Raw genomic sequence first — 13652 nt, forward strand, 5'->3', positions numbered from 1 at the left:
CACCAGCAGCTCGCCGGTCTCCTCCTTGCCGGCGTCGAGACGGCGCGCGCGCGCTTCGATGCCGTGCACGATGGCGTTGCGCAGCAGGTGCTCGAACGGCGCCGCCATGCGTTCCAGCACGCTGCGGTCGATCTCGACCGCGCCGCCGCGGATGTCCAGGTTGACGCGCTTGTCGGTCTCCTTCGCGGTCTGGCGCGCGACCCGGAACAGGCGCTCGGACAAACTTGCGAAAGGCACCATCCGCACCCGCATCAGGTCGCGCTGCAGCTCGCGCGTCAGGCGCGACTGCGCGCCCAGGTCGCCGACCGCGGCATCCACGGTGCGGCTCAAGCCTTCGTGGAAGGAGGCGACGTCGTTCACGCTCTCGGCCATCATGCGCGTCAGTTCCTGCAGGCGCGTGAAGCGGTCGAATTCGAGCGGATCGAACTCGCGCTCGCCCGCGATCGACAGGGATGATGCGATCTGCGACTCGGCCTGCATCTCGACCTCGCGCAGCTGGCGACGCAGGCGTCCCAGGTTGTCGGAAAAATCGGCCAGCGCCGACTTCAGCGAGCCGACCTGGGTCTCCAGCTTGGAACGCGTGATCGACACTTCGCCGGCCTGGTTGACCAGGCGGTCGAGGATGTCGGCGCGCACCCGCACGAGCGGCGCACGCACGTCCTGCCGGCGCCGGTCCTGCTGCGGCGCGCCGGCCGGCGCCTGCGGCGCTTCGGGCAGCACGGCCGCGCTCCGGCCGCCCGGCTGCTGCAGCTGTTCGAACAGCAGCAGCGCCTGGTCGTAGTTGGCCAGCAGTTCGTCGAAGGCCGCCGGATTGGTGGTACCGGCGTGCAGCATGTTCTCGATCTGGGTTTCGAGCGCGTGCGTATGCTGGCCCAGGCGCATCGCGCCGGCCATGCGGGCGCTGCCCTTTACCGTGTGCAGGGCGCGCAGCAGGCCGTGCGCGACGGCGTTCGCGGCCGGGTCCTGCTGCCATTGGCGCAAGTCCTTGCCGATCTGCGGCAGCAGGTCGGCCGCTTCTTCCATGAAGACCGGCAGCAGGTCCGGGTCCAGTTCGTCGGCGAACACCGGCTCGGTGGCCAGCACCGGTTCCGGCGCGATGTCGGTATCGGCGTCGGGTTCGGCGGCGGTGAATGGTTCGGATTCGGGTTCGGATTCCGGCTGCGGCTCAGGCACCAGTTCCGGTTCCGGTTCCGGTTCCGGTTCCGGTTCCGGTTCCGGTTCCGGTTCCGGCGCCACGGCCTGCGCCAGGCTCGGCGCGGCAAACGGGTCGTCGAAATAGGTGTCGAACAGGTCGTCGACGGCGGCCACCGCCGGGTCGACCGGCTGCGGCTCGGCCGCGCGCGGGTTCGGCGCGGGGGGCTCAGCCTGCCCGTATTCCAGGGCCGGCGGCAGCGGCGCGGCCGGCAGCGGCGGATCGGCCAGGATGCTGTCGTAGGTGGCGGCGAACAGCGCCTCCAGGCGCTGCGCCAGTTCCTCGTCGGCGCCGTCGAACACGCTGTCGGCCTTCTTGCGTCCCAGCTCGTCGCGCAGGGCGTGCAGGCGCGCCAGCAGTTCCGGCTGCGCCGGGGCCAGCTCGCCCAGCGAGAATACCTGGCGCATGACGCGCACCCGTTCCACGGTCTCGTCGAGCAGCTGCTGCTGTTCCTCGCTCAGCGGCGGGGTCGCCACCTGCAGCGCCTCCTCCAGCGCGAAGGCGATCTCGCGCAGAGCATGGAAGCCGACCGTGGCCGAGGTGCCGCCCAGCGTATGGGACGCCTTCAGCGCCTGCGCCGTCACCCCGCGCAGGGGCTCTTCGCGCCATTCGGCGAAGTCGCGCGCCAGCGCGGCCACCAGTTCCTCGGTTTCGCCCAGATAGATGTTATACAGCGGCAGCGGGATCTCGAGCCCGCCGATGCGCTTGATGTTCTCTTCGGCCGGCGCTGCGGGCGCGGGAAGGTCTTCGTCGATTGCGAACACCCCGCCCTCCTGCACCCGCGCCGCGGCGGCGGCCAGCGCTTCGCCGGTGTGCGCCGGGCCGGCGCCTGCGGCCAGGTCGGCCACCCAGGCGGCCAGGTCGGCATGCGCGCGGTCGAGCAGCGCCAGCAGGTCGGGCGTGGCGGCGCGCGCTTCGGCCAGCCACACATTCATCGCCTTTTCGATGGCGGCGGCCGCATGCGCAAACTGCTCCAGGCCGACCATGCGGCCGCTGCCCTTCAGCGTATGGAAGGAGCGGCGCAGACGGGTCAGGGTTTCCTGGCTGTCCGGGTTGGCGTGCGCGGCCGGCAGCGTGTCGGCCACCACGGCCAGCACTTCCCGGGCTTCCGCAATGAAGATTTCCAGCAGTTCGGCTTCGATCGCGGCATCGGCATCGGCGGCGGCGGCCGGTTCCGGCGTGGCGGCCGGCGCCTGAACCGGGGCCGGCGGCGCGTCCTGCCCCGGCGGCGCATCCTGCTCCGCCAGCGCCTCGAAGGGCAGCTCGCGGAACAGCCCCTCGGCGGCGTCGAAGCGGAAGCGCCGGCGCGCGGCCTCGGGGTTCTGTGCCAGCGCGTCGATGAAGAAACCGAGCGCGCCGACGTTCCGGGCCAGGTTTTCCAGCGCCTGGGCGCGGGCGCCGTCATCCACTCCGCCGGCGGCCAGCTCGCGCACGCGTGCGCGCACATGCCCGCAGGCGCGCGTGGCCTGGTCCTGGTCGAGGATGGACAATGCGCCGGCAAGCTGGTGCAGCAGCGGATCAGCCTGTTCCAGCGCGGCCTTGCTCGCTTCAGTATGCGCCGGGCTCCCGTAGTATTCCTCGATCAGCTTCTCGACCTGGCGCAGGCCGGTGCGGATCTCGCCCGCCAGCACCGCCACGCTCTGGCCCTGCTGCAGCTCGCGCGCCAGCTCGCCCTGCCAGACCGGGGCCTCGGGCGGGGTCCCGCCCTGGGCCAGCGCCAGCAGCCGCTGGCCGATGGCTTCGGCATGCCGGCCGAAATCCTCGGGCAACTGGCGCACCTGGTCGAGCCCGTGCTCGACGAACAGCATCGCCGCCGCCATCTCCATGCTGAACTGGTCGCTGCGCCCGCCGGTCACGGCCTGGCGCGCGGCCTCGCCCAGTTCGCGCAGCAGCTGCTCCAATGCGGGCGCGCCCAGCTTCTCGCTGGCGCCGGCCAGCCTGGCCAGCGACGCATTGAAATCGTCTTCCTGCTCCGGCGCGCCGGTGCTGGCGATGCGATCCCAGCCTTCCTTGGTCCGGGCCAGCGCTTCCTTCGCATCCTTCAGCGCTTCGCGGTCGAGGCGGCCGTAACGGCGCTCCAGGTAGTCGCGCGGCACCTGCCCCTCGATACCGTAGGCGTCGCGCAGCAGCCGCGCATCGGCGGTCGGCTCATCGGCCTGGGCGACGAAGAACAAGGCGTCGCGCAGCATCGCGTCGGGCAGGCTGGTATGGCCCTGGACCAGGCGCCGCAGCTGCAGGTTGATCTGGCCGAGCAGCTGCTTGAGGTAGATGTCGCCGGCCAGCCGGCCCTGGGCGGCCAGGTCGGCGACGGTCTGCATCGCCAGCCAGAAGGCGTAGGGGCGCGTCTCGCGCTGGGCGTGCGCGATCGGCGCCAGGGCCTCGCGCAGTTCGCCGGCGGCATCCAGGCTGCCGCTCTTCAGGAAGGGCAGGAGCGCCTTTTCGAAGCGCGCGCGGCAGGCGGCCAGGTCGGGCACGCCCTCCTCTGCGGCAAGCGCCGGCGGGGACAGCATGGCCTGGCGTAAGGCCAGCATGTCGCCCGGATGCACGCGCTCCGCACCCAGCAATTCCTGCAGCGCGCGGTAGTAGGGGAACAGGCGCACCGGCTGCTGCCGGGCCTGCCCGGCCAGCAGCTCTTCCAGGTATTCGACCAGGGCCTGGTAGGCCTCCGCCACCACCGCCGCGTTCTCCGGGTTCACCGCCAGCGAGCCGTCCTTGAAGCGGTCGAGCGCCTGTTCGGCGCCGCCGGTGAGGCGGTCCACGCCCTCGACGTCGACCATCTGCAGCGCGCCGTGGGCCTGGTGCAGGTGGGTCTTGGCGTGCAGCAGCAGGGTCGGCTGGGCTTCCAGGCTGCGTCCAGCCGCTTCCTGCAGCGCCTTGGCCGAACGCTCGAGGGCCTCGCGGATCTCGCCGATCACCCAGGACAGGGGACCGGTGTCGAACGGGACCGTGGACGTGGGCAGCATCGAGGGCAAGGACGAAGAGTGGTTCATGGAGAGGTCTTAGGCGGCGGAGACGCGGAAGCGCGACACCGAGTTTTTCAGCTCCTGCGCGAGCATGGCCAGTTCGCGGATCGACTGCGCGGTCTGCTGCGTGCCGTCCTGCGCCTGTCCGGTGATTGCCAGGATGTGCTGCATATTGTGCGCCACCCCGTTCGCGGACGTCGCCTGCAAGCCGGTCGCGGTCGAAATTCCCTGGATCAGTTCGGCCAGACGGTTCGACACGCGCGAGATGTCGGCCAGCGCGGCGCCGGCGGCGTCCGACAGGCGCGCGCCCTCGACCACGCCCTGGGTCGATTTTTCCATTGCCGCGACGGCGTCATGGGTATCGGTCTGGATGGTGCGCACCAGCGCGCCGATCTGCTTGGCCGCGTCACCCGAGCGTTCCGCCAGGCGCTGCACCTCCTCGGCCACCACCGAGAAGCCGCGTCCCGCCTCGCCGGCCGAAGCGGCCTGGATCGCCGCGTTCAGCGCCAGCACGTTGGTCTGTTCGGTAATGTCGGAGATCAGCTCGGTGATCTCGCCGATCTCCTGCGAGGATTCGCCGAGGCGCTTGATGCGCTTCGAGGTTTCCTGGATCTGCTCGCGGATCTCGCCCATGCCCTTGATCGCGTTCTGCACCGCGGTCGCGCCCTGCTCCGCCGCGGCCACCGACTGGCGCGCCACCTCGGCCGATTCGTTGGCCGACTGCGACACCCCGGTGATCTCGCCGGCCATCCGCAGCATGGTGGACGAGGTGTCCTGGATCTCGCGGGCCTGCTGGCCGGCCGCGACCAGCAGGTCGCTCGAGATCTTCTGCGCCTGGTTCGAGGCCTGCGTCACCTTGCCGGCGGTGTCGATCACGCGCACCACCAGGCCGCGCAGTTCCTCGACCGTGTAGTTGACCGAGTCGGCGATGGCGCCGGTGATGTCTTCGGACACGGTGGCGTAGACGGTCAGGTCGCCGTCCGCCACTTCCTGCAGTTCGTTCATCAGGCGCAGGATCGCCGCCTGGTTCTGGTTGTTGGTGGCCTTCGCCTCCTCTTCCTTGGCCTGGGCCAGCAGGCGCATCGCTTCCGCTTCCTGGCGGCGCGCATCGGCGCCGCGGGTGCGGTTGCGCGAGTCCTGCAGCATCACGCGCGAGATGCTGCCGGCCATCGCCAGGCTGAAGATCGAGGCCGCCGCCAGCAGCCAGAACCACAGGCCCTTGCTGTCTTCGCCGGCGCGGAAATCGCCCTGCAGCGCGGACAGCTGGGCGCGCAGCTCTTCGTTGTCGCGGGAGATGGCCTGCTCGGCGGCCTTGGCGGCGGTCATGTCGGACAGGTTGTTCAGGAACGAAACCACGATCTTCTGGCAGACGTCGAACTTGGACTTGACCTCCTCCAGCTTGCCGCGCAGGTAGTCCTCGCGCAGCGGCGCCAGGCCCAGCTGCGCATTCCCGTTCAGCAGGCCGTCGACGGTGACGCGGAAGGTGGCGGTGTCGCGCCCCATCTGGAAGGCGGTTTCCGGGCTGATGCCGCCCGAGGTCAGGAATTCGCTGGCGCTGCGCGACAGGCGCTGGGTCAGCATCATCAGGCGGCCGAGCGCCGCCAGTTCGCGCGGGCTGCCGCCATGGGCGGTGCGCTGGGCAAGGATCTCCTCGGTCAGCGCCAGCATCTCCGGCGACAGGACGTCGAGCTGCTTCAGGCTCTTGTCGAAGCCGATCAGCTCGGGCTTCATCTTGAGGATGCTGGCCGCGGCGGCGTCCGACAGCTTCCATTTGGCGTTGACCTTGCCCAGCCGGCGCGCGGTGTCGCTCGACGCCGCCGGAATCTCGTTGCCGTTGAAGCGGCCGCCCCTGGCCAGCAGGTCGAGGTCGCGGCTCAGGGCCACGCGGCTGTCCTGCAGCTGGGAGAAGGCGTCGGGATTGCCTTGCATCGCGTTCGGCGCCGCCTTGCCGACGCGCTGCGAGTGCATCAGGGCGTCGCTGGCGATCTGGGTCTGGCTGGACGCCACCGCGCCGCTGCCGGCGTTGCGCCACAGCGAGAAGACGGTGACGAGGATACCCGCCGCCAGCGCCACCAGCAGGATGCGCAGCTGGCGTGGCAGCGACAGGTGGCCGATCAGCGGCAGGCGCAGGTCCTCGTCGGCGCCGGTCGCGGAGGCGGCGGCAGCGGCAGCGGCGCGCTGCTTGCGGCCGGCCAGGTTCCCGAGCCGCTGCGCGGCGTCGTCGGCGGATCCGGCCGGCGCTCCGGCGGCCGGCGCCCCGGCGGTTTCCGCGGGGATGCCGGCGGCTCTCCCATTCGGCATCAGGCCGACGCCGAACTGGGTGTCGGGCGAGGCCAGCACGGTGGCGCCGTCGCCCTTGTCCTTGGGGAGAAAATTCATCGAGAGTTTAGAGGCGAATCCCATTCCAGCTCCGGTTCTGAACCTGTTGTCGTTATGTGGGTTAGGCGGCCTGGAGGCCGACTTGCAGGAAGCGTTCGTCCTGGGCCAGCGCCGCCAGCGCCAGCGGCGTCCAGACGTGGCCGTCGGCGTCGACCAGGCGGCCGGCCGAGGGGCTCATGTCGGCGGCCTGGCGCAGCCCGTGCACGCGCGCGGCCAGGAAGCCGCAGGGCAGGCCGAGGGCCGGCGCGAACGTCACCAGCCGTGCCGCCGGCCCGGGCGCGGCGCCCTCATGGCTGCGCTGTTCATTGCGCTGTTCATTCATAAAGCGCGCCAGGTCGACCACGCCAACCAGGCTGCCGCGGATATTCGCCAGCCCCAGGTACCAGGGCTGGGTCAGCGGTACGCTGGTGAGCGGCGGCACCGGGACGATCTCGCCGGCCTCGAGCAGGTCGAGCAGGTAGCGCTCGCCGCCGATCTCGACACCCAGCTGGTGCGTGCGCCGGCCGCTGCCGGTGCGCGCGGCCTGCATGCGCTCGAGCAGCTCTTCCTGGTATTGCCGCAGGCGGGCGCGGCGGGCGGCGGGATCGAGGCTGGCCATGTCAGGCGCCGAGGGTGGCGATCCTGGCCAGCAGCGCAGCCGGATCGACCGGCTTGACGAAATAATCCTTCGCGCCCTGGCGCATGCCCCAGATCCGGTCGGTTTCCTGGTTCTTGCTGCTGCAGATAATGATCGGCACCGAGGACAGTTCGGGGTCGCGCGTGATCGAGCGCGTGATCTGGAAGCCGTTCGCGCCCGGCATCACGACGTCCATCAGGATCAGCTCCGGGCGGTCGGCGCGGATCTTCGCCAGCGCCTCCTCGCCGTTCTCGGCGGTGGTCACGGTGAAGCCGTTGCGGACCAGGATGTCGGTGAGGTAGTAGCGTTCGGTCGGGGAATCGTCGACGATCAGGATCTTTTGTATGGCCACGATGGGCTCCGGATAGTTCATGCCGCCGGCGCCGTGTGGTCACGCACGGCCGCCAGCAGGCTGTCTTTGGAAAACGGTTTGGTGAGGTAGGCGATCGAGCCGACCATCGCGCCGCGCGCGCGGTCGAACAGGCCGTCCTTCGAGGACAGCATCACCACTGGGGTCGCATGGAATTTCACGCTCTTCTTGATCAGCGCGCAGGTCTGATAACCGTCCAGGCGCGGCATGAGGATGTCGCAGAACACCAGCGCCGGCTGGTGGTCGTTGATCTTGGCCAGCGCATCGAAGCCGTCCTCCGCCAGCACCACCTGGTACCCGGCCTGGGTCAGGAAGATTTCGGCGGAGCGGCGGATCGTGCTGCTGTCGTCGATCACCATGATCTTCAGGCCTGTCGGTTGCGTCGTCATAATCGTTTCACTTCAGCATGAACCCGCACGATAGCATAGGGCGCTGGGCTTGTGCATGAAGTGTTGCTATACGTCAACTAGCCGAAAAACAAGCTGATGATGGTGTGACAAGAAGCTTGGCAAGAAGGCATCGCCGAAGCGGCGAATGCCCGTTTTTTGATGACTGAAACGACAACTCAGATGGCGGTCATTTCGAAATCGTCCTTGCGCGCGCCGCATTCCGGACAAGTCCAGTTCATCGGCACGTCGGCCCAGCGGGTGCCGGGAGGGATGCCGTCTTCCGGCGCGCCGGCGGCTTCATCGTAGACCCATCCACAAATCAAGCACATCCAGGTCTGGTACACCTGCGTTTCATTACTCACGTTCAATCCTTTTGGTTCGGTTCAGTGTTGCAGTATCAGGGATCTTCAAATCCGTAGCGAGCGGAAGCTGGGGTGTTCGAGAAGCGCAGCCGTACGCGGGTACAGCGAGCATCGCAGAACGCTCCGGCGACGCGCAGTAGGATTTGAAGGTTCCCATCTAGTAAAATGGGAAGCTAGGTATCTTAATCTAACCCCTGTGCAAAACCAACCGTCTCCCCTCATCCTCACCTTCGGACCGGCCGACCCGGTCGGCGCGATGGGTATCCAGTCCGACGTGGCCGTTTTCACCATGCATGGCTGCCATGGCCTGTCGGTGGTGACCGGGCTGCTGGTGGCCGATTCCGCGCGCGTCGAAGACACCCAACCGGTCGAGTCCAGCAGCGTGGTCGAACAGGCCCGCATGCTGCTCGAGGACATGCCGATCGCCGCGATCAAGGTCGGCACCATGGCCAGCCTTGAGCAGATTGCGGCGATCGCGGAAATCGTCTCCGACTATGCCCACGTGCCGCTGATCCTCGATCCCTTCACCTCCGGCCTGCCCGATTTCGGCGTACGCGACGACGACATGCTGACCCTGATCCACCAGCTGCTGGTGCCGCAGGCGCACGTGCTGATGATGTCACAGCCCGAACTGGCGCGCTTCGCCGACTGCTGGCGCGACCCGGGCAGCGTCGCCACCGTGGCCGAGGACGTCGCCGAGCTGACCGCCTTCGGCTGCGCCCAGGTGCTGGTCACCGGCATCGGCGGCGGCGACGGCGTCCGCGCCGACAACCTGTACGACGTCGACGGGCTGGCCGTCAGCCTGTCCTGGACCCAGCATCTGCCCGGTCCTTTCGTCGGCGCCGGCAATACCCTGTCGGCCGCGCTGGCGGCGCGCATGGCGCAGGGCCTGGACGCGGCCGACGCCCTGGCCTACGCCCAGGACTACACCTTCGGCGCCCTGCAGCACGCCTGCCGCTTCGGCATGGGCAGGCTCATTCCCAACAAACTGTACAAGAAGAACAACCATGACTGAACATATTTCCAAGAATGACACCCTGTTCGCGCGTGCCCAGCAGACCACCCCAGGCGGCGTGAACTCGCCGGTGCGCGCCTTCCGTTCGGTCGGCGGCACCCCGCGCTTCATCACGCGCGCCGAAGGCCCCTACTTCTGGGATGCGGACGGCAAGCGCTACATCGACTACATCGGTTCCTGGGGGCCGGCCATCGTCGGCCACGCCCATCCGGAGGTGGTGAAGGCGGTGCAGGACGCGGCCGCGCTCGGCCTCTCGTTCGGCGCCCCGACCATCGGTGAGATCGAGATCGCCGAAGAGATCTGCCGCCTGGTGCCGTCGATCGAGCAGGTGCGCCTGGTCTCCTCCGGCACCGAAGCGACCATGAGCGCGCTGCGCCTGGCGCGTGGCGCCACCGGCCGCGACAAGATCGTCAAATTCGAAGGCTGCTACCACGGCCACGCCGACTCGCTGCTGGTGAAGGCCGGCTCCGGCCTGCTCACCTTCGGCAACCCGACCTCGGCCGGCGTGCCGGAAGACTTCGTCAAGCACACCCTGGTCCTCGACTACAACAACATCCCGCAGCTGGAAGACGCCTTCGCATCGATGGGCGACACCATCGCCTGCGTGATCGTGGAAGCGGTGGCCGGCAACATGAACCTGATCCGCGCCACGCCGGAATTCCTGCGCCGCATGCGCGAGCTGTGCACCGAATACGGCGCGATCCTGATCTTCGACGAAGTGATGTCGGGCTTCCGCGTCGGCCTCGGCGGCGCCCAGGCCCTGTACGGCATCACCCCGGACCTGACCGCGCTGGGCAAGGTGATCGGCGGCGGCCTGCCGGTGGCGGCCTTCGGCGGACGCGCCGACCTGATGCACAACATGGCGCCGATCGGCCCGGTCTACCAGGCCGGCACCCTGTCCGGCAACCCGGTAGCGGTGGCCGCCGGCATGACCACCCTGAAGCTGGTGCAGCAACCGGGCTTCTACGAGCACCTCTCGGGCCAGGCGACCAGGCTGGTCGACGGCCTCAGCGCCGCGGCAAAGGAGGCCGGCGTGGCCTTCTGCGCCGATGCGGTCGGCGGCATGTTCGGCATGTACTTCTCGCACCACATCCCGTCCAGCTACGGCCAGATGATGGCCGGCGACAAGGAGCGCTTCAACCGCTTCTTCCACGGCATGCTGGACGAAGGCGTGTATTTTGCCCCGGCGATGTTCGAAGCCGGCTTCGTATCAAGCGCGCACGACGATGCCGTGATCGACGAGACCATCGCGGCGGCACGCCGGGTGTTTGCGCGCATCGCCTGATCGCGGCCTTCAGTGCAAGCTTAAGGCAGGCTTATTTTTGCTGGTAATTACACGGCGGCGGCCCTTGACGGGTTTCTGCCGTGCTACACTCCGCGCGACCATGAACAGTCCCTCTAAAAACTTGATCCGCCCGGCGTGCTGACCTGATTCCGTTGGCCGCGCCCGTTTTCATCTGCGCAGGCCCGATATGAAGAAGCTCTACCGCCGTCTCACCGACAACGCCACCCTCAAGTCCCTCGGTCCCGGCCTGATCACCGGCGCGGCGGACGACGACCCCTCCGGCATCGCCACCTATTCCCAGGCCGGCGCGCAATTCGGTTTCAACACCCTGTGGACCCTGGTCCTGACCTATCCCTTCATGGTCGGCATCCAGCTGGTCTCGGCGCGCATTGGCCGCGTCACCGGGCGTGGCCTGGCCGCCAACATCCGCCGCGCCTATTCGCCCTGGCTGCTGTACGTCGTGGTGCTTCTACTGCTGGTGGCGAACGTGATCAACATCGCCGCCGACATCGCCGCCATGGGCGAGGCCCTGCACCAGGTGACCGGGGTCGGTTCGCAGCACATGTATTCGCTTGGCTTCGGCCTGCTGTGCCTGCTTCTACAGGTCTTCCTGCCCTACAGTACCTACGTGCGCTACCTGAAGTGGCTGACGCTCGGCCTGCTGGCGTATGTGGCGACCGCGTTCGCCGTGCACATGCCCTGGACCGAGGTGCTGGCGCGCACCGTGTGGCCGCACTTTAGCTTCACCAAGGACTCGGTGGCCCTGATCGTCGCCGTGTTCGGCACCACGATCAGCCCCTACCTGTTCTTCTGGCAGGCCTCGCAGGAAGTCGAGGAGATCCGCAACGACCAGAGCACGCGCGCGCTGCGCACCCGTCCGAAGGATGCCAAGGCCCAGCTCAAGCGGATCAAGGCCGATACCCTGATCGGCATGGGCTTCTCGAACCTGGTCGCCTTCTTCATCATCCTGACCACGGCGGTGACCCTGGGCGCGCACGGCATCACCGATATTCAATCCTCATCCCAGGCCGCCGAGGCCCTGCGTCCGGTGGCCGGCGAGTTCGCCTTCGTGCTGTTCGCGCTGGGGATCATCGGCACCGGCATGCTGGCGGTGCCGGTGCTGGCCGGCTCGGCCGCGTATGCCGTCACCGAGAGCTTCCGCTGGCGCAACGGACTGGACCTGAAAGTGGTGGAAGCGCGCGAGTTCTACGCCATCATCGCCCTGGCAACGCTGGGCGGCGTGCTGCTCGACTTCGCGCCGATCGACCCGATCGCGGCGCTGGTGCTGTCGGCCCAGATCAACGGTGTGATCGCGGTGCCGATCATGACCGTCATGATGATGCTGGCGCATAACCGCAAGATCATGGGCCAGTACACGCTGACTACCCGCCACACCCTGATCGGCTGGTTCGGCGTGGCCATCATGCTGGTGGCGGTGGTGGCGATGTTCGCGACCTTATAAACACCCCTCGATATATTGCACCTGGGCCCAGCGGCCGGCGTAGACGTTCTCGATGCGGCCGTTTTTCGTTTCGAAACGGATGGCGTTGGCGCCGCTGCGTTGGGTAAGGGAGCGTTCGTTTTCTTCATAGGCACGCGGCGCGGCGCTCAGGCCGGGGTAGGCCTGCATGGCCTGCTCCACCCGGTCGCCCGGCTTGACGCCGCGCGTGGTCCGCGGACCAAGGTCGAACAGGTCGATACGGCCAAGCAGGCCGTCAACGAACATCAGTGCCACGCCCGGATGGCCGGGCAGTGGTAACTGGTCGCAGTTGCTGCTGGCGCGCAGGGCGGGCGGGGTTGCGATGAGCCCCGGCGCGAGCTTGCGCACCTGCGCGAACGGCATGCCGATCCTGAACGGGCCAAAGCCGTCCGGCGCGAGCCGCCAGTCCGCGGGGGCGGCTGCGGCGTGGACGACGGCCAGCGCCAGACATACCGCCGCGATGCTTAGTCTGGCGCCGATTATTTCAGCCAACCGCGGTGGCGGAAGTACAGGAAGGGCGCGATCGCACTGATGACCATCAGGGCCAGCGACCAGCCGTAGCCGAATTTCCAGTGCAGCTCCGGCAGGAACTCGAAGTTCATGCCATACACGCTGGCGATCAGGGTCGGCGGCAGGAAGGCTACCGAGGCGACCGAGAAGATCTTGATGATCTTGTTCTGGTTGATGTTGATGAAGCCGACAGTGGCGTCCATCAGGAAGTTGATCTTATCGAAGAGGAAAGACGTGTGGCCGTCCAGCGACTCGATGTCGCGCAGGATCTGGCGCGCTTCCTCGAACTGATCCGAATTCAGGAGCCGGCCGCGCATCAGGAAGCTGACCGCGCGCCGGGTGTCCATCATGTTGCGGCGGATCCGGCCGTTCAAGTCTTCCTCGTGGGCGATCGCATTCAGCGCCGAGGCCGCGTCCTGGTCGGTGAATTCCTTCTGCAGCACGCGCTGGCTGACCGCTTCCAGGCTCTCGTAGATGCCTTCGAGCGCGTCCGCCGAGTACTCGGCGTCAGTCGCGTACAGGTCGAGCAGCACGTCCATGTAGTCTTCGATCGAACCGGGACGCGAACGCGCGCGCAGGCGCACCAGGCGGAACACCGGCAGGTCGTCGTTGTGGACCGAGAACAGGATCTTTTTCGCCAGGATGAACGCCACGGTGACGATGCGCGACGGCCCTTCTTCCTCTTCGAGCAGGAAGTCGGTGCGCAGGTGCAGATCGCCGTTTTCCGCCTCGTAATAGCGGGCCGAGGCCTCGATGTCGGAAACTTCGTCCTCACCCGGCAGAATGACGTCGTACATGGCCTTGACGACGGCGCGCTCTTCGTCGGTCGGATCGGTCAGGTCGACCCACACGGGCGATACCTTCTCCAGATCGGCGCGCGAAGCGATGGGTACCTGATTCAATCGGCCATTTTGTAAGACAAATACATTGATCATGCGCTGCTTTCTCGGCCGGATTCGGAAACAGCGCAAAGTGTACCCGTAAGCCCTGAGGCCGGCCACCCCGCAGGCAACAAATTTGCGGGCTTAAGCAATATCAAACCGGGGTCAGACTCCGATTTTTGGAAATGTCTTGCTGGCTCTTTCCAAAAT

The 13652-nt window shown here is 67.7% G+C and carries 11 protein-coding genes; 3 read left to right on the forward strand and 8 right to left on the reverse strand.

Features of this window, described 5'->3' with window-relative positions; all coding sequences use genetic code 11:
- The 6 genes from ACI48D_RS15370 to ACI48D_RS15395 all read right to left on the reverse strand — a co-directional run.
- On the reverse strand, nucleotides 1-4182 hold a 4182-nt coding region (locus tag ACI48D_RS15370; protein WP_435572105.1), incomplete at its 3' end, for an Hpt domain-containing protein.
- 9 nt (nucleotides 4183-4191) lie between these two features.
- The gene (locus ACI48D_RS15375; protein ID WP_435572106.1) at nucleotides 4192-6534 is read right to left on the reverse strand and encodes a methyl-accepting chemotaxis protein; all 2343 of its coding nucleotides are present in this window, start codon (nucleotides 6532-6534) and stop codon (nucleotides 4192-4194) included.
- Nucleotides 6535-6595: 61 nt separating this feature from the next.
- Nucleotides 6596-7132, reverse strand: coding sequence for a chemotaxis protein CheW (locus ACI48D_RS15380; RefSeq protein WP_435572107.1), 537 nt, complete (start codon nucleotides 7130-7132; stop codon nucleotides 6596-6598).
- A gap of 1 nt (nucleotide 7133) precedes the next feature.
- Entirely contained in the window at nucleotides 7134-7502 is a 369-nt protein-coding gene (locus tag ACI48D_RS15385; RefSeq protein ID WP_435572108.1) for a response regulator, read from the reverse strand.
- 17 nt (nucleotides 7503-7519) lie between these two features.
- On the reverse strand, nucleotides 7520-7909 hold the full coding sequence (locus ACI48D_RS15390; protein WP_435572109.1) for a response regulator: 390 nt from the start codon (nucleotides 7907-7909) through the stop codon (nucleotides 7520-7522).
- A gap of 176 nt (nucleotides 7910-8085) precedes the next feature.
- Nucleotides 8086-8238 carry a rubredoxin gene (locus tag ACI48D_RS15395; RefSeq protein WP_435572132.1) on the reverse strand — a complete coding sequence of 51 codons (153 nt, stop codon included), beginning with the start codon at nucleotides 8236-8238 and terminating at the stop codon, nucleotides 8086-8088.
- 229 nt (nucleotides 8239-8467) lie between these two features.
- Here ACI48D_RS15395 and thiD point away from each other — a divergent pair, with 229 nt between their 5' ends.
- The 3 genes from thiD (at nucleotide 8468) to ACI48D_RS15410 (ending at nucleotide 12033) form a co-directional block, all read left to right on the forward strand.
- Nucleotides 8468-9286, forward strand: a complete 819-nt coding sequence (thiD, locus tag ACI48D_RS15400; protein WP_435572110.1) for a bifunctional hydroxymethylpyrimidine kinase/phosphomethylpyrimidine kinase — start codon at nucleotides 8468-8470, stop codon at nucleotides 9284-9286.
- Nucleotides 9279-10571 carry a glutamate-1-semialdehyde 2,1-aminomutase gene (gene hemL / locus ACI48D_RS15405; protein WP_435572111.1) on the forward strand — a complete coding sequence of 431 codons (1293 nt, stop codon included), beginning with the start codon at nucleotides 9279-9281 and terminating at the stop codon, nucleotides 10569-10571. The genes thiD and hemL overlap by 8 nt, the downstream gene beginning before the upstream one ends.
- A 187-nt stretch (nucleotides 10572-10758) precedes the next feature.
- The gene (locus tag ACI48D_RS15410) at nucleotides 10759-12033 is read left to right on the forward strand and encodes an NRAMP family divalent metal transporter (RefSeq protein WP_435572112.1); all 1275 of its coding nucleotides are present in this window, start codon (nucleotides 10759-10761) and stop codon (nucleotides 12031-12033) included.
- Here the strand turns inward: ACI48D_RS15410 and ACI48D_RS15415 are convergent.
- Both ACI48D_RS15415 and corA read right to left on the reverse strand, forming a co-directional pair.
- Nucleotides 12028-12543, reverse strand: a complete 516-nt coding sequence (locus ACI48D_RS15415) for a hypothetical protein (RefSeq protein WP_435572113.1) — start codon at nucleotides 12541-12543, stop codon at nucleotides 12028-12030. The genes ACI48D_RS15410 and ACI48D_RS15415 overlap by 6 nt on opposite strands.
- The gene (corA, locus tag ACI48D_RS15420) at nucleotides 12531-13496 is read right to left on the reverse strand and encodes a magnesium/cobalt transporter CorA (protein WP_435572114.1); all 966 of its coding nucleotides are present in this window, start codon (nucleotides 13494-13496) and stop codon (nucleotides 12531-12533) included. The genes ACI48D_RS15415 and corA overlap by 13 nt, the downstream gene beginning before the upstream one ends.
- Nucleotides 13497-13652 lie beyond the last annotated feature (156 nt).

Origin of the sequence: Massilia sp. LXY-6, from assembly GCF_051233485.1 — a bacterium.
Taxonomy (GTDB): Bacteria; Pseudomonadota; Gammaproteobacteria; order Burkholderiales; family Burkholderiaceae_D; genus Telluria.